The organism is Variovorax sp. GW823-FHT02B07 (genome assembly GCF_058797695.1).
Genome location: NZ_JBXAJX010000001.1, coordinates 17,299 through 33,362, shown reverse-complemented (window position 1 = coordinate 33,362; position 16,064 = coordinate 17,299). Strand labels below are relative to the sequence as shown.

The 16,064-nt window shown below is 68.9% G+C and carries 17 protein-coding genes; 15 read left to right on the top strand and 2 right to left on the bottom strand.

Annotated features, from left to right (window positions below; translation table 11 throughout):
• Positions 1-15 precede the first annotated feature (15 nt).
• The 3 genes from AC1RGU_RS00175 to AC1RGU_RS00165 are packed head-to-tail and all read left to right on the top strand — an operon-like array spanning position 16 to position 3,051.
• On the top strand, positions 16-1,041 hold the full coding sequence (locus tag AC1RGU_RS00175) for an AAA family ATPase (RefSeq protein WP_095949404.1): 1,026 nt from the start codon (positions 16-18) through the stop codon (positions 1,039-1,041).
• Entirely contained in the window at positions 1,022-2,017 is a 996-nt protein-coding gene (locus AC1RGU_RS00170; protein ID WP_159278217.1) for a DUF58 domain-containing protein, read from the top strand. Before AC1RGU_RS00175 ends, AC1RGU_RS00170 begins: the two co-directional genes overlap by 20 nt.
• Entirely contained in the window at positions 2,014-3,051 is a 1,038-nt protein-coding gene (locus AC1RGU_RS00165; RefSeq protein ID WP_062478619.1) for a VWA domain-containing protein, read from the top strand. Before AC1RGU_RS00170 ends, AC1RGU_RS00165 begins: the two co-directional genes overlap by 4 nt.
• Here the strand turns inward: AC1RGU_RS00165 and AC1RGU_RS00160 are convergent.
• Entirely contained in the window at positions 3,035-3,670 is a 636-nt protein-coding gene (locus AC1RGU_RS00160; protein WP_095743882.1) for a TetR/AcrR family transcriptional regulator, read from the bottom strand. The genes AC1RGU_RS00165 and AC1RGU_RS00160 overlap by 17 nt on opposite strands.
• 71 nt (positions 3,671-3,741) lie before the next feature.
• Entirely contained in the window at positions 3,742-4,344 is a 603-nt protein-coding gene (locus AC1RGU_RS00155; protein WP_095743881.1) for a phenylacetic acid degradation protein PaaY, read from the bottom strand.
• A 312-nt stretch (positions 4,345-4,656) separates the two neighbouring features.
• Here AC1RGU_RS00155 and AC1RGU_RS00150 point away from each other — a divergent pair, with 312 nt between their 5' ends.
• From AC1RGU_RS00150 to AC1RGU_RS00095, 12 genes are all read left to right on the top strand, one after another.
• Complete coding sequence (locus tag AC1RGU_RS00150; protein WP_492693986.1) at positions 4,657-5,460, top strand: enoyl-CoA hydratase-related protein; 804 nt, start codon at positions 4,657-4,659, stop codon at positions 5,458-5,460.
• A 1-nt stretch (position 5,461) separates the two neighbouring features.
• On the top strand, positions 5,462-5,908 hold the full coding sequence (paaI, locus tag AC1RGU_RS00145; protein WP_056578139.1) for a hydroxyphenylacetyl-CoA thioesterase PaaI: 447 nt from the start codon (positions 5,462-5,464) through the stop codon (positions 5,906-5,908).
• Positions 5,909-5,922: 14 nt separating this feature from the next.
• On the top strand, positions 5,923-7,233 hold the full coding sequence (gene paaK / locus AC1RGU_RS00140) for a phenylacetate--CoA ligase PaaK (protein WP_492693984.1): 1,311 nt from the start codon (positions 5,923-5,925) through the stop codon (positions 7,231-7,233).
• Between the two features lie 40 nt (positions 7,234-7,273).
• Positions 7,274-8,284, top strand: a complete 1,011-nt coding sequence (gene paaA / locus AC1RGU_RS00135) for a 1,2-phenylacetyl-CoA epoxidase subunit PaaA (RefSeq protein WP_070063651.1) — start codon at positions 7,274-7,276, stop codon at positions 8,282-8,284.
• Complete coding sequence (paaB, locus tag AC1RGU_RS00130; RefSeq protein WP_062478634.1) at positions 8,281-8,577, top strand: 1,2-phenylacetyl-CoA epoxidase subunit PaaB; 297 nt, start codon at positions 8,281-8,283, stop codon at positions 8,575-8,577. The genes paaA and paaB overlap by 4 nt, the downstream gene beginning before the upstream one ends.
• A gap of 14 nt (positions 8,578-8,591) precedes the next feature.
• Positions 8,592-9,371: a 1,2-phenylacetyl-CoA epoxidase subunit PaaC gene (gene paaC, locus AC1RGU_RS00125; protein ID WP_159278221.1), complete on the top strand. Its 780-nt coding sequence runs from the start codon at positions 8,592-8,594 to the stop codon at positions 9,369-9,371.
• The gene (gene paaD / locus AC1RGU_RS00120; RefSeq protein ID WP_492693981.1) at positions 9,371-9,895 is read left to right on the top strand and encodes a 1,2-phenylacetyl-CoA epoxidase subunit PaaD; all 525 of its coding nucleotides are present in this window, start codon (positions 9,371-9,373) and stop codon (positions 9,893-9,895) included. Before paaC ends, paaD begins: the two co-directional genes overlap by 1 nt.
• Before the next feature lie 12 nt (positions 9,896-9,907).
• Entirely contained in the window at positions 9,908-10,993 is a 1,086-nt protein-coding gene (paaE, locus tag AC1RGU_RS00115; RefSeq protein WP_062478643.1) for a 1,2-phenylacetyl-CoA epoxidase subunit PaaE, read from the top strand.
• A 53-nt stretch (positions 10,994-11,046) separates the two neighbouring features.
• Positions 11,047-12,192 carry an ABC transporter substrate-binding protein gene (locus tag AC1RGU_RS00110; protein WP_487847869.1) on the top strand — a complete coding sequence of 382 codons (1,146 nt, stop codon included), beginning with the start codon at positions 11,047-11,049 and terminating at the stop codon, positions 12,190-12,192.
• Positions 12,193-12,381: 189 nt separating this feature from the next.
• Complete coding sequence (locus tag AC1RGU_RS00105) at positions 12,382-13,410, top strand: branched-chain amino acid ABC transporter permease (RefSeq protein WP_139700066.1); 1,029 nt, start codon at positions 12,382-12,384, stop codon at positions 13,408-13,410.
• Complete coding sequence (locus AC1RGU_RS00100; RefSeq protein WP_492693978.1) at positions 13,407-15,305, top strand: branched-chain amino acid ABC transporter ATP-binding protein/permease; 1,899 nt, start codon at positions 13,407-13,409, stop codon at positions 15,303-15,305. The genes AC1RGU_RS00105 and AC1RGU_RS00100 overlap by 4 nt, the downstream gene beginning before the upstream one ends.
• Positions 15,302-16,033, top strand: coding sequence for an ABC transporter ATP-binding protein (locus AC1RGU_RS00095; protein WP_095743875.1), 732 nt, complete (start codon positions 15,302-15,304; stop codon positions 16,031-16,033). Before AC1RGU_RS00100 ends, AC1RGU_RS00095 begins: the two co-directional genes overlap by 4 nt.
• Positions 16,034-16,064 lie beyond the last annotated feature (31 nt).

Below are 16,064 nucleotides of genomic sequence, written 5' to 3'. Positions count from 1 at the left end.
TCGAAAGCCCTTCGCATGAGCACAGAAAACCCGACCTCGTCGACCTTTGCAACAGCCCCCGCCACCGCCGAGCTGATGGAGCAGATCCTCTACGAGGTGAAGCGCGTGGTCGTGGGCCAGGACCGCTTTCTCGAGCGTGTGATGGTCGCGATGCTCGCGGGCGGCCACCTGCTGGTCGAAGGCGTGCCGGGGCTGGCCAAGACGCTCACCATCAAGACGCTGGCCGACACCGTGCGCGGCCAGTTCAAGCGCATCCAGTTCACGCCCGACCTGGTGCCGGCCGACCTCGTGGGCACGCGCATCTACAACCAGAAGACGGGCGAGTTCAGCACCTCGCTGGGCCCGGTGTTCGCCAACCTGCTCCTGGCCGACGAAATCAACCGCGCGCCGGCCAAGGTGCAAAGCGCGCTGCTCGAGGTGATGCAGGAGCGCCAGGTCACCATCGCCGGCGAGACGCACAAGGTGCCGCGCCCCTTTCTCGTGATGGCCACGCAGAACCCTATCGAAACCGAGGGCACCTACCCGCTGCCCGAGGCGCAGGTCGACCGCTTCATGATGAAAGTGATGGTCGACTACCCGAGCGACGAGGAAGAGTTCGTGATCGTGCAGCGCGTGATCGGCCCGGTGGTCACGGCCACGCCGGTCGCCACCACCGAACAGCTGGCCGAGCTGCAGGCCGAGGCGCGGCGCGTGTACGTCGACCCCTCGCTGATCCAGTACGCCGTGAAGCTGGTGTCGGCCACGCGCACGCCCGAGAAGCACGGCCTGAAGGACCTGCGCCGCTTCATCACCTTCGGCGCCAGCCCGCGCGCGAGCATCAGCCTGACCGAAGGCGCGCGCGCCCTGGCGCTGCTGCGCGGCCGCAGCTACGCGCTGCCCGAAGACATGAGCGCGCTGGTGCCCGACGTGCTGCGCCACCGCGTGACGCTGTCCTACGAAGGCCTGTCCGAAGGGCTCACGCCCGACGGGCTGATCGAGAAGATCATGAAGGCCGTCCCCGCTCCTCCCAAGCCCCTCGAACATGAAAAGCTGGTGGCGTAAGGCCCCCGAGGCCGCGAACGACGACCGGCTCGCGATCGAAGCCGGCGGGGCCGAACGCGCACTGCGCCGGCTCGAATGGACCGTGATCCGCCGTCTCGACGGCCTGCTGCAGGGCGACTACCGCACGCTCATGCGCGGCACCGGCCTGGACCTGGCCGACCTGCGCGAGTACCAGCACCACGACGACGTGCGCCACATCGACTGGAACGTCACCGCGCGGCTGCAGACGCCGCACGTGCGCGTGTTCACCGAAGACCGCGAGATGGCCGCGTGGTTCGTGCTCGACCTGAGCCGCTCGGTCGACTTCGGCTCGGGCCTGAAGGCCAAGCGCGAGATCTCGGCCGGCTTCGTCGGCGTGCTCGCGCGGCTGCTCACGCGGCACGGCAACCGGGTCGGCGCGCTGGTCTACGGCCGCGACCTCGAGGCCGTGATCCCGCCGCGCACCGGCCGCCGCCATGTGCTGCACCTGCTGCACGCGATGGAAAAGCGCGCGAACCAGGCCGAGGCCGCGCCCGCGCAAAAGGGCATGACGCGCCTGGCCGACCTGCTGACCTCCGCCGCCGCGCTGATGCCGCGCCGCTCCACCGTGTTCGTCGTCTCAGACTTTCTCAGCGAGCCCGGCTGGGAGCGCCCGCTGGGCCAGCTGGTGCAGCGGCACGAAGTGATTGCCGTGCGCCTGTTCGATCCGCTCGAGCTCGAGCTGCCCGACCTCGGCCTGGTGCCGCTGCGCGACGCCGAGACCGGCGAGCAGCTGTGGGTCGACACCCATGACGCGGGGTTCCGCAAACGCTTCGCGCGGCTGGCCGCCGAACGCGAGACCACCCTGCGCGAGTCGCTGGCCCGGGCCGGCGTCGACGCCCTCGAACTCTCGACCAACGACGACCTGGTCGAAGCCATCGTGCGATTCGCGGACCTGCGCAAGCGCCGGGTCCGCGGTGTTGCAGCGGGTGGCGGGAAGGCGGTGGTGGCGGCATGACATTCCTCTGGCCTCAATTCCTCTGGCTGCTGGCGGCCTTGCCGCTGCTGGTGCTCCTGTATGTCTGGCTGATCCGCCGCAAGAAGAAGATGGCGGTGCGCTACGCCAGCCTGTCGATCGTGCGCGAGGCCATGGGCCCGGGCCAGAGCCTGCGGCGCCACATCCCGCCGCTGCTGTTCCTGGTGGCCATCACCGCGATGCTCGTGGCGGCGGCGCGGCCGATGGCGGTGGTGGTGCTGCCGTCGAACCAGCAGACCATCATCCTGGCGATGGACGTGTCGGGAAGCATGCGCGCGGCCGACGTGCAGCCCAACCGGCTGGTGGCGGCGCAGGAGGCGGCCAAGAGCTTCATCAAGGACCTGCCGCGCCACGTGAAGGTGGGCATCGTCGCCTTCGCGGGCAGCGCGCAGGTGGCGCAGCTGCCCACCACCAACCACGACGACCTCGTGACGGCCATCGACAGCTTCCAGCTGCAGCGCGCCACGGCCACGGGCAACGCCATCGTGGTGTCGCTGGCCACGCTGTTCCCCGACGCGGGCATCGACATCTCGCAGTTCAGCGCCCCCAGCCGCCAGCGCGGCATCCCGATCGACCAGAACGAGAAGCAGCTCAAGGAGTTCACGCCCGTGGCGCCCGGCTCGTTCACCTCGGCCGCGATCATCATGCTGACCGACGGCCAGCGCACCACCGGCGTCGACCCGCTGGACGCCGCCAAGGCCGCGGCCGACCGCGGCGTGCGCATCTACACGGTGGGCGTGGGCACGGTCGACGGCGAGACCATCGGCTTCGAAGGCTGGTCGATGCGCGTGCGGCTGGACGAAGAAACGCTCAAGGCCATCGCCAACAAGACCAGCGCCGAGTACTTCTACGCCGGCACGGCGAGCGACCTGAAGAAGGTCTACGAGACGCTGAGCTCCAAGCTCACCGTCGAGAAGAAGGAAACCGAGATCTCGGCGCTGTTCGCGCTGGGCGCCGCGGTGCTCACGCTGCTGTCGGCGGGGCTGTCGCTGCTCTGGTTCAACCGGATTCTTTAGCGCTGTTTTCTGCCACGGCGGGCGGCAGCTTCACCGCCCCCACGCCGCCCAGGAACAGGTCGGCCACGATCGGCGCGATGGCCGCGTGGTCGAGCCGGCCGCCGGGCTTCATCCAGGTGAACATCCAGTTGATCATGCCGAACAGCAGCATGGTCAGCGGCTTGGCGAGCTCGTCGCTCGGCGCGCCGGGGCGCAGCGCCGACACGGCGCGCGCAAAGCCGGCGACCACGGCGCGCTCCTGGTCGAGCACGCGCTCGCGGTCTTCGTCCTCGAGAAAGCGCACGTCGTCGGTCAGCACGCGGTGCGCGTCCTGCGCGCCGGCGTACTCCTCGACGATGCGGTAGATGAAGCGGCGCAGCCGCTCCTCGTCGGTGGACGGCTGGGCCTCTTCCTCGGCCACCAGCGCCGCCAGTTTCGAGACGTGCGTCTCGGCGATGCTGATGAGCAGGCTGCTCTTGTCCTTGTAGTAGTGGTAGAGCGTGGCCTTCGACAGGTTGCAGGCCTCGGCAACCTGGTTCATCGAGGTCGCGGGGTAGCCGCGGCGGGCGAACAGCTGGGCGGCCTGCGCGAGGATCAGTTCGCGCTGGTCGTCGTAGGTGGCGGATCTTCCACGCGGCATCGGGTCTTCTTCCTGGGTTGTCTGTCGGTTGCTGGCGTGCAGCAGGCTCGATCTTGCATGAAGCCGCAGGGCTATCCGCGGCGGGTGGCGATCAGGGATTTCACGTCGGTGGCGGGCAGGCGCGGCCGGTCTTTTTCCACCTCGGCGAGCGGCGCCACCTCGTGCAGGCTGGCCAGGCTGCGCACCGTCAGCGCCTGGTAGGTCTGCGTGCCTTCGAGCTTCCAGGCGATCTCTTCGTCGCTGAGTTCGCGCCGCACCTTGGCCGGGATGCCCGCCGCGAGCGAGCGTGCGGGCACCTTCATGCCGGCGGGCACGAAGGCGCAGGCCGCGACGATGGCTTTCTCGCCCACCTCGGCCTCGTCCATCACCACCGCGTTCATGCCCACCAGCGCGTCGCGGCGCACGATGCAGCTGTGCAGGATCGCGCCGTGGCCGATGTGGCCGTTGACCTCCACCACCGTGTCGTTGTCGGGAAAGCCGTGGATGCAGCAGTGGTCCTGCACGTTGGAGCCCTCCTGCAAGACGATGCGGCCGAAGTCGCCGCGCAGGCTGGCGCAGGGGCCGACGTAGCAGTTGGGGCCGACGATCACGTCGCCGATCAGCACGGCCGTGGGATGCACGTAGGCGCTCGGGTCGACGACAGGAATCACGCCGTCGATGGAATAGCTGGGCATTCGGTCTCCTTGTTTTTTCGCGGGTTGGGGAAGGTGTGAACAAACCCGGCATGCCCGCTCATCCCACCCAGGCGCGCCCCCTCTGCGTTGCAAATGCTCGCCATAGCCCGAGCTATGGCTGCGCTTTGCGCCTTGAGGGGACGTGCCTGGACGGGCTGCTCGGTCACGCCGGATTCATTCACACCTTCCTAGGGTTTGCCCTGAATGCACCCCGCTTGTGCCGGAATCGAGGTCGATCCTAAAATCAACCGAACGGTCGGTCAATAGTGTTTACGCACCGAGCCGTCCCCACAAAGGATGAAAGAGACACGCATGACTGAGCCTTTGGTACTCATCAGCGACAGCGGCGCCGTCCGCACGCTGAGCCTGAACCGCCCCGCGGCGCTCAACAGCTTCACGACCGGGTTGCATGCCGAGCTGCTGGCCGCGCTCGAAGCCGCGGCCGCCGACAGCAGCGTGCGCTGCGTGGTGCTCACCGGCGCCGGCCGCGCCTTCTGCGCGGGGCAGGACCTGGCCGACCCGTCGGTCGCGCCCGACCCCACGCCGGGCGCCGCGCCCAAGGACCTGGGCCACGTCATCTCTACGTATTACGGCCCGCTGGTCGCGCGCCTGCGCTCGATGCCGGTGCCGGTGGTTGCCGCCGTCAACGGCGTGGCGGCGGGCGCGGGCGCCAACCTCGCGCTGTGCTGCGACCTCGTGGTGGCCGGCCGCTCGGCCAGCTTCATCCAGGCCTTCACCAAGATCGGCCTCGTGCCCGACACCGGCGGCACCTGGCTGCTGCCGCGCCTCGTGGGCCCGGCGCGCGCGCTGGGCATCGCGATGCTGGGCGACAAGCTGCCCGCCGAAGACGCCGCGCGCATCGGCCTCATCTGGCAGTGCGTGGACGACGCGGCCCTGGCCGACACCGCCGCCGCGCTGGCGGCGCGCCTGGCCGGCATGCCCACGCGCGCACTCGTGGCCACCCGCGAAGCGATGGCCGCCGCGCAAAACCTCGACCTGGGCGCGGCACTTGCCGAAGAAGCACGCATCCAACGCGAGATGGGCAATGCCGACGACTACCGCGAAGGTGTCGAGGCTTTCCGCGCCAAGCGCGCCCCGGTGTTCAAGGACCGCTGAGATGACCGACGCTTCCCGCACCCCGCAACAGACCGCCGAGTTCGTGCGCGACGGCATGTTCGCGAACGACAACGCCAGCAAGGGCCTGGGCATGCGCATCGTGGAGGTCGGCCCCGGCCAGGCCACGCTCGAAATGCGCGTGCGCCCCGACATGCTCAACGGCCACGCCATCTGCCACGGCGGCTTCATGGCCACGCTGGCCGACTCCACCTTCGCCTTCGCCTGCAACTCGTACAACGAGCTGACCGTGGCCTCGGGCTTCGCCATCGACTTCCTCGCGCCGGCGCGCGAGGGCGACGTGCTCACCGCGCGCTGCTTCGAAGTCTCCAAGGCCGGGCGCACCGGCGTGTACGACACCGAAATCACCAACCAGCGCGGCGAGCGCATCGCGATGTTCCGCGGACGCTCCTACACCGCCAAGGGCCGCCCGGCCGTCCCGGCCGCTTGAGGAGACACCCCACCATGACCGTGAAACGCCCCGCCCCCGGCGACCTCGAGCCGATCGAAACCGCCAGCCGCGACGAGATCGCCGCCCTGCAGCTCACGCGCCTGCGCGCCACGCTGCGCAACGCCTACGACCACGTGCCGCACTACCGCCAGGCCTTCGATGCCAAGGGCGTGCACCCCGACGACCTGAAGTCGCTGGCCGACCTGTCGAAATTCCCGTTCACGGTGAAGACCGACCTGCGCGACAACTACCCCTTCGGCATGTTCGCCGTGCCGCGCACGCAGGTCGCGCGCATCCACGCGTCGTCGGGCACCACCGGCAAGCCGACCGTGGTGGGCTACACGAAGAACGACATCGACACCTGGGCCGACCTCGTTGCGCGCTCGATCCGCGCGGCAGGCGGACGGCCCGGCGACATGATCCACGTCGCCTACGGCTACGGCCTCTTCACCGGCGGCCTGGGCGCGCACTACGGCGCCGAGCGCGCGGGCTGCACCGTCATCCCGATGTCGGGCGGCCAGACCGAGAAGCAGGTGCAGCTCATCCAGGACTTCAAGCCCGACATCATCATGGTCACGCCCAGCTACATGCAGGTGATCATCGAGCAGTTCGAGCGCCAGGGCCTCGACGCGAAAGACAGCTCGCTCAAGGTCGGCATCTTCGGCGCCGAGCCGTGGACAGAAGCCATGCGCCGCGACATCGAGACCCGCGCCGGCATCGACGCCGTCGACATCTACGGCCTCTCCGAAGTGATGGGCCCGGGCGTGGCCAGCGAATGCGTCGAGAGCAAGGACGGCCCGGTGATCTGGGAAGACCACTTCTACCCCGAGATCATCGACCCCGAGACCGGCGAGCTGAAGGCCGACGGCGAAGAAGGCGAACTGGTCTTCACCTCGCTGAGCAAGGAAGCCATGCCCATCGTGCGCTACCGCACGCGCGACCTCACGCGCCTGTTGCCGCCCACCTCGCGGTCGTTCCGCCGCATGGGCAAGATCGTCGGGCGCAGCGACGACATGATGATCATCCGCGGCGTGAACGTCTTCCCCACGCAGGTGGAAGAGATCGTGCTCGCGCACAGCGCCCTCACCGGCCTGTACCAGGTGCGCGTGAGCCGCGAAGGCCTGCTCGACCAGGTCGAGGTGCACTGCGAACTCACGCCGCACGAAGCCGCCGCGGCCGACCGCAACGCGATTTCCGAATGGGTGCAGCACCGCGTGAAGACGCTCATCGGCATCTCCACCCGCGTGGTCGTGCACGGCCCCGACGAAATGGAACGCACGCAGACCGGCAAGGCCCGGCGCGTCGTCGACACGCGCCCGCGCTGAGCGCCCGCGCCCCCACACACCGCACCGAAAGGACACGCACATGTACACCCAGGCCATGGACACGATGGGCAAGGACGCAGGCGACGGCAAGCAGAAGGCCGTGCGCTCCGCCGACGAGCTGCGTCTCGAGGAACGCTTCGACGCGCGCATCGACGCCGGCGACTTCATCGAGGCGAAAGACTGGATGCCCGAGCACTACCGCAAGACGCTGGTGCGCCAGATCAGCCAGCACGCGCATTCGGAAATCGTCGGCATGCTGCCCGAGGGCAACTGGATCAGCCGCGCGCCCACGCTCAAGCGCAAGGCCATCCTGCTGGCCAAGGTGCAGGACGAAGGCGGCCACGGCCTGTACCTGTACGCCGCCGCCGAAACGCTGGGCACCTCGCGCGACCAGATGTTCGACGCGCTGCACACGGGCAAGGCCAAGTACAGCTCGATCTTCAACTACCCCACGCTCAGCTGGGCCGACATGGGCACCATCGGCTGGCTGGTCGACGGCGCGGCCATCATGAACCAGGTGCCGATCTGCCGCTGCTCGTACGCACCGTATGCGCGCGCCATGATCCGCATCTGCCGCGAAGAGAGCTTTCACCAGCGCCAGGGCTACGAAGCACTGCTGACGATGATGAAGCAGGGCACCGACGCGCAGAAGGCGATGGTGCAGGACGCGGTCAACCGCTGGTGGTGGCCCTCGATCATGATGTTCGGCCCGCCCGACGACCAGTCGCCCAACTCGGCGCAGTCGATGCGCTGGGGCATCAAGCGCTTCAGCAACGACGAGCTGCGCCAGAAGTTCATCGACGCCACCGTCGAGCAGGCCGCGATCCTCGGCGTGACGCTGCCCGACCCCGACCTGAAGTGGAACGAAGAACGCCAGGCGCACGACTTCGGCGTCATCGACTGGAGCGAGTTCTGGCGCGTGATCGCCGGCGACGGCCCCTGCAACCGCGAACGCCTGCAGGCCCGGGTCGATGCCTGGGACGACGGCGCCTGGGTGCGCGAAGCCGCAATGGCCCACGCCAACAAACAACCTCTGAAGGAAGCAGCATGAGCACCGAAGTGAAGCAAGAGTGGCCCCTGTGGGAAGTGTTCGTGCGCAGCAAGGCCGGCCTCGATCACAAGCACTGCGGCAGCCTGCACGCGGCCGACCCGAAGATGGCGATCCAGATGGCGCGCGACGTCTACACGCGCCGCCAGGAAGGCAGCAGCATCTGGGTGGTGCGCTCCGACCAGATCGTGGCCAGCGACCCGGGCGACAAGGACATGTTCTTCGACCCGGCCGAAGACAAGGTGTACCGCCACCCCACCTTCTACGCGCTGCCCAAGTCCGTGGACCACATGTGAGCGAGCGGCACGCCATGCAAGCCTCGATCGAACTGAACCGCACGCCCGCCGTGCACTACCTGCTGCGCATCGGCGACACCTGTCTGGTGCTCGCGCAGCGCCTGGGCGAATGGTGCGGCCACGCACCGGTGCTCGAAGAAGACATCGCGATGGCCAACATCGCGCTCGACCTCGTCGGCCAGGCCCGCGCCGTGCTCACGCACGCCGGCCAGCTCGAAGGCGCTGATCGCGCGCACGACGAAGACCAGCTCGCCTACCTGCGCGACGAGCGCGACTACTTCAACCTCACGCTGGTCGAGCTGCCGCGCGGCGACTTCGCCTTTGCCGTGCTGCGCAACACCATGGTCGCCACGCTGCTCAAGCTGCTGTGGCAACGCCTGGCCGCATCGAGCGACGCCGAGGTGGCCGCCATCGCCGGCAAGGCGCTGAAGGAAGCGCGCTACCACCAGCAGCATTCGGCCGACTGGGTCGTGCGCCTGGGCGACGGCACCGACGAATCGCGCCGCCGCACCGAGAAGGCGCTCAAGCAGCTGTGGCTCTACGTGCCCGAGCTGTTCGACAGCGACGACGTCGATGCACAGGCCAGCGCCAGCGGCCTCGGCCCGGCCTGGAGCGAACTGCGCGAACCGTGGCTCGCCGAGATGCAGCAGGTGCTCGACGCCGCCGGCCTCGCCATGCCGAAGGAAGCCGCGTTCCGCAGCACCGGCAAGCACGGCGTGCACAGCGAGCACATGGGCTACATCCTGGCCGAGATGCAGCACCTGCAGCGCAGCTTCCCCGGAGGCGTGTGGTGATGAACGCCGTGGCGTCGCGTATTGATGCGGCGTGGGCCGTGCTCCATTCGGTGCCCGACCCCGAGGTGCCGGCCGTGTCGGTCTGCGACCTGGGCATCGTGCGCGAGGTGATCGAGCACGACGACGGCCTGGAGATCGTGCTCACGCCGACCTACTCCGGCTGCCCCGCGACCGAAGCCATCGAGCACGACGTGCTGGCCGCCATCGAGCAGGCCGGCCTGGGCCGCGCGCGCGCCACGCTGCGCCGCGCACCCGCCTGGACCAGCGACTGGATCAGCGACGAAGGCCGCGACAAGCTCAAGGCCTACGGCATCGCGCCGCCCGCGCACCTCACGCCCGAGCAGGCCTCCAACACCGCCATGCCGATCAAGCTCTTCGGCCGCATGGCCGGCGAGCGCATCGCCTGCCCGCGCTGCGCGAGCGAGCGCACCGAGCGGCTTTCTGCTTTCGGCTCCACCGCCTGCAAGGCGCTCTATCGCTGCATGGCCTGCCGCGAACCTTTCGAACATTTCAAGCCTATCTGAGGCACGCCCACGATGAGCACCCTCTTCCATCCCCTGCGCGTGAAGGCCATCGAGCCCGACACGCACGAGGCCGTCATCGTCTCGTTCGAGGTGCCGCCGGCGCTGCGCGAAGTCTTCGGCTTCACGCAGGGCCAGTACCTCACGCTGCGCCATGACATCGACGGCCAGGACCTGCGCCGTTCCTATTCGATCTGCGCCGGCCTCGACGACGGCGAGCTGCGCGTCGGCGTGCGCAAGGTGCGCGGCGGCGTGTTCTCCAACTGGATCAACGCCCACCTGCAACCCGGCGACAGCCTGCAGGTGATGGCGCCACAAGGCCGCTTCTTCGTGCCCATCGAGCCCGAGGCCGCGCGCCACCACGTCGGCATCGCCGGCGGCAGCGGCATCACGCCGATCCTGTCGATCATGAAGACCGTGCTGGCGCGCGAGCCCAAGAGCCGCTTCACGCTGATCTACGGCAACCGCCAGCTGCAGTCCACGATGTTCAAGGAAGAGATCGAGGACCTGAAGAACCGCTACATGACGCGGCTCGTGCTGCAACACGTGTTCTCCGACGAGCACACCGATTCGCCGCTGGGCTTCGGCGTGATGAACCGCGAGAAGATCGGCGAGTTCCTGGCCTCGGTGGTGCCCGCCGCGCAGATCGACCACGTGTACGTGTGCGGCCCGTTCCAGATGAACGACGAGGCCGAGGCCGCGCTGCTCGCCGCGGGCGTGCCCGAAGACCGCATCCACATCGAGCGCTTCGGCGTCGCGCTGCCCTCGGCCAGCCAGGTCGGCGCGGTGGTGCACGAGGCGCAGCCGGGCGACGCCAAGCAGGCGCGCGTGACCATCGTGCGCGACGGCCTGCAGCGCGAGATCACCTACACCGAGGGCCAGCCCAGCATCCTCGATGCGGCGTCGGCGGCCGGGCTCGAGGTGCCGTTCTCGTGCACCTCGGGCGTGTGCGGCACCTGCCGCGCGAAGTGCGTGGACGGGGAAGTCCGCATGGAAAGAAACTTCGCACTCGACAAGAATGAGGTGGCCGCGGGATTCGTGCTGACCTGCCAGGCCCACCCCCTGACCGAACGCGTCACGCTGTCCTTCGACGAGCGTTGAACGCACGGCTTTTCCCTCGGCCTTTCCCCTTTCAACCCGGAGACAAACCAACCATGAAATTCTTCAAGCCCCTGCTGATCGCCGCCCTGTGCGCCACGGCCCTCTCGGCCTGGGCCGACGTCAACGTCGGCGTGACCATCTCGGCCACCGGGCCGGCGGCGTCGCTCGGCATCCCCGAGAAGAACACCATCGCGCTGATGCCCAAGACGATCGGCGGGCAGAAGATCAACTACATCGTGCTGGACGATGCCTCCGACACCACGGCCGCCGTGAACAACACGCGCAAGCTGATCGCAGAGAACAAGGTCGACGTGATCCTGGGCTCGACCACCACGCCGGCCTCGCTCGCGATGATCGACGTGGCCAGCGAAGCGCAGACGCCGATGATCTCGGTGGCCGCCTCGGCCCGCATCATCGAGCCGATGGACGCCAAGAAGAAGTGGGTGTTCAAGACGCCGCAGAACGACATCATGATGTCGCTGGCCATCGCCGAGCACATGGCCGCCAACGGCGTGAAGACGGTCGGCTTCATCGGCTTCTCCGACGCGTACGGCGAAGGCTGGGCGCAGGAATTCGCGAAAGCCGCCGACCTGAAGAAGATCAAGATCGTGGCCAACGAACGCTATGCGCGCTCCGACACCTCGGTCACCGGCCAGGCGCTGAAGCTCATGTCGGCCAAGCCCGACGCGGTGCTGGTCGCCGGCTCCGGCACGCCGGCCGCGCTGCCGCAGAAGACGCTCAAGGAGCGCGGCTACACCGGCAAGATGTACCAGACGCACGGCGTGGCCAACGCCGACTTCCTGCGCGTGGGCGGCAAGGACGTGGACGGCACCTTCCTGCCGGCCGGCCCCGTGCTCGTGGCCGACCAGCTGCCCGCCAGCAACCCGGTGAAGAAGTCTGCGCTCGCCTACGTCGCCGCCTATGAAGCCGCCTACGGCAAGGGCACGGTCTCGACCTTCGGCGCGCACGCCTGGGACGCGGGCCTGCTGATGAGCTCGGCCGTGCCGGTCGCGCTGAAGAAGGCCCAGCCGGGCACGCCCGAGTTCCGCGCCGCCCTGCGCGACGCGCTCGAGCAGACCAAGGACGTGTCGGGCGCGCACGGCGTGTTCAACATGACGGCGGCGGACCACCTGGGCCTGGACCAGCGCGCGCGCGTGATGGTGAAGATCGAAAACGGCGCCTGGAAATACCAACCCTAAGCTCGCCCCCAGGCTCCGCGCACTTCGTGTCGCTTCTCCTACCCCCTACCGGGGGCAACACCAGAGGCCCGGCAAAGCCGGTTCCTCGGTGTTTCTGGAACAGGCCGCGATGGGTGTTTGTGGCAACGACCGCAACGACGGTCGCTCTTGATCTGATCTGACGCACGGGCCCCGCCCGAAGGTTTTCATATGGACTTGCAGATTGCCCTGTTGCTGGGGCAGGACGGCATCGTGAACGGCGCGGTCTACGGACTGATGGCGCTCGCGCTGGTGCTGGTGTTTTCGGTCACGCGCGTGATCTTCATTCCGCAGGGCGAGTTCGTCGCCTTCGGCGCGCTCTCGATGGCGGCGCTGCAGGGCGGGCGCACGCCGGCCACGCTGTGGCTGCTGGTGGCGCTGGGCGTCATGGCGCTGGCCGTGGAGGTGTGGCGCTGGAAGCGCGGCGCGACCATCGACTGGCGCTCGGCCTTCACCTGGTGCGTCGCCTTCCCGGCGATCGCCGCGGTGCTGGTGCTGGGCCTCAAGCCCACGTCGATGACGATGCAGGCGGTGACCACGCTGGTGCTGATCGCGCCGCTGGGGCCGTTGCTCTATCGCCTGGCGTACCGCCCGTTGGCCGACGCCACGGTGCTGATGCTGCTGATCGTCTCGGTCGCGCTGCACGGCGTGCTGGTCGGCCTGGGCCTGTTCTTCTTCGGTGCCGAAGGCTCGCGCACCACGCCGTTCTCGGACGTGCGCTTCGACATCGGCGGCATCCCCGTGAGCGGCCAGTCGATCGTGGTGGTGGGCGTCACGCTGCTGCTGGTGATCGCCATGTTCTGGTTCTTCGGCCGCTCCATGGTCGGCAAGGCGCTGCGCGCCACGGCCATCAACCGCGTGGGCGCGCGGCTCTCGGGCATTCCCACCGAGCTGTCGGGCGACCTGAGCTTCGCGCTCGCGGCGCTCATCGGCGCGGTGTCGGGCCTGCTGATCGCACCGATCACCACGGTCTACTACGACACCGGTTTTCTCATCGGCCTGAAGGGCTTCGTGGCCGCCATCGTCGGCGGGCTCGCGAGCTATCCGCTGGCACTCGCGGGCGCATTGCTGGTCGGCCTGCTGGAGGCCTTCTCTTCGTTCTGGGCCAGCGCCTACAAGGAAGTGCTGGTGTTCACTTTGATCATTCCGGTGCTGTGGTGGCGTTCGCTGCGCAGCCACCACGTGGAGGACGAGGAATGAGCGCGTCGCCCACCACTTCTTCCACCACGGCTGCACACGCGGGCCGTCCGCTGGTCACGCCGCGCACCCTCACGTTGGCGTGCATCGTGGCGCTCGCGCTGGCCTGGGGCTGGCTGCCCGACTTCACGGTCGCAGTGCTCAGCAACATCGGCCTGTACGCGCTGGTAGCCGCCGGGCTGGTCATGCTGACCGGCGTGGGCGGCATGACCTCCTTCGGCCAGGCCGCGTTCGTCGGCATGGGCGCGTATGCCACCGCGTGGATCTGCACCTCGCCCACGGCCGCGGGCTGGCTGGGCGGCATCGCCGGTTCGGCGCTGGTGCCGTGGCTCGGCCTGCTGCTCGGGCTGGTGCTGACCTTCGCGCTGGCCTGGGCGCTCGGCGCGGTCACGCTCAAGCTGTCGGGCCACTACCTGCCGCTGTGCACCATCGCCTGGGGCCTGAGCCTGTACTTCCTGCTCGGCAACATGGAGTTCCTGGGCGGCCAGACCGGCATCACGGGCGTGCCGCCGCTGGTGGTCGCGGGCGTCTCGCTGGCCTCGCCGCGCGCGCTCGGCGTGGTGATCTGGGCCGTGCTGCTGCTGGCGCTGTGGGCGCTGCACAACCTGCTCGACTCGCGCGAAGGCCGCGCCATCCGCGCGCTCAAGGGCGGCCGGCTCATGGCCGAATCGATGGGCGTCGACACCGCACGCCATCGCATCAAGCTGTTCGTGCTGGCCGCGCTGCTGGCGGCCGTGTCGGGCTGGCTCTACGCGCACATGCAGCGCTTCGTGAACCCGACGCCCTTCAACCTCAACATCGGCATCGAGATGCTGTTCATGGCGGTGGTCGGCGGCGCGGGCCACCTGTGGGGCGCGGTGCTCGGCGCCACGCTGATCACGCTGCTGAAGGAGAAGCTGCAGGACATCCTGCCCGCGCTGCTGGGCACCAGCGGCAACTTCGAGGTGGTGGTGTTCGGCCTGCTGATGCTGTTCGTGCTGCAGCGCTTTGCCGATGGCCTGTGGCCCACGCTGGCGCGGCTCGTGAGCCGCTGGGTGCGGCCGGTCGCCAAGGCACCTGCAGCCAACGCAGCCGCACCGGCGGCGCAGCTCGCGCAGCGCGTGCTGCCGGCGGCGGGCACGCTGCTGTTGCAGGCCGATGCGGTCAGCAAGCGCTTCGGCGGCCTCATCGCCAACAACGACATCTCGATGACGCTGAAGGCCGGCGAGATCCACGCGCTGATCGGCCCGAACGGCGCGGGCAAGAGCACCTTCTTCAACATGATCTCGGGCGTGGACGACCCCAGTTCGGGTGAAGTGCGGCTCGAAGGCGATGCCATGTCGGGCCGCCCCTCGCGCGCCTTCGCGGCGCGCGGCCTGGGCCGCACCTTCCAGCACGTGCGCCTGCTGGGCCAGCGCAGCGTGGTCGAGAACGTGGCGCTCGGCGCGCACCTGCGCGCCAAACGTGGCTGGCTCGCCGCGATGCTGCGGCTCGATCGCGCCGAAGAGGCCGCGTTGATGGCCGAAGCTCGCAAGCAGATCGAGCGCTGCGGCCTGGGTGCGCATGCCGACACGCCGGCCGCTTCGCTCTCGCTGGGGCAGCAGCGCGTGGTCGAGATCGCACGCGCGCTCGCCGGCCAGCCGTCGGTGCTGCTGCTGGACGAACCCGCCGCCGGCCTGCGCCACCTGGAAAAGCGCGCGCTCTCGGAGCTGCTGGGCCAGCTGCGCGCCGAAGGCCTGGGCATCCTCGTGGTGGAGCACGACATGGAGTTCGTGATGAACCTCGCCGACCGCATCACCGTGCTGGAGTTCGGCACCGTGATCGCCACCGGCACGCCGGCCGAAGTGCAGGCCAACCCGCGCGTGCTCGAGGCCTATCTGGGCGGCGCCGACGACGAACTGCTGGAAGACGCCCGATGAGCCACCCCATTCTTCAACTGGAAGACTTCTGCGTCGCCTACCGCACCGTCGAGGCGGTGCACAGCGTGCGCCTGCACGTGAACGAGGGCGAGATCGTCACCGTGATCGGCCCCAACGGCGCCGGCAAGACCACGCTGCTGTGCGCGGCCATGGGCCTGCTGCAGTCGAGCGGCAAGCTGTCGCTCGACGGCGAGCGCATCGCACGCCCCGGCGTCGAGACCATGGTGGCGCGCGGCGTGGCGCTGGTGCCCGAGCGGCGTGAGCTGTTCGGCGAAATGTCGGTCGAAGACAACCTGCTGCTCGGCGGCTTCTACCAGTGGCGCAAGGGCCAGCGCGACCAGCGTGCACGCATGGACGAGATCTTCGAGATCTTTCCGCGCCTGAAGGAGCGCCGTCCGCAGATGGCCTCCACGCTCTCGGGCGGCGAGCGCCAGATGCTGGCCATCGGCCGCGCGCTCATGGCGCGCCCGCGCCTGCTGATGCTCGACGAACCCTCGCTGGGCCTGGCCCCGCTGGTGGTGCGCGAGGTGCTGCGCGTGGTGTCGCAGCTGCGCAAGCACGGCGTCTCGGTGCTGCTGGTGGAACAGAACGCCCGCGCCGCGCTGCAGGTGGCCGACCGCGCCTACGTGCTCGAGATGGGCGCCGTGGCGCTCGAAGGCAATGCCGGCGATCTGCTGCACGACCAGCGAATCATCGATACCTACCTGGGCATCGGCAACAAGAAATGACCCCCGCGCAGCGCGCGCACCGCGCCGCTGC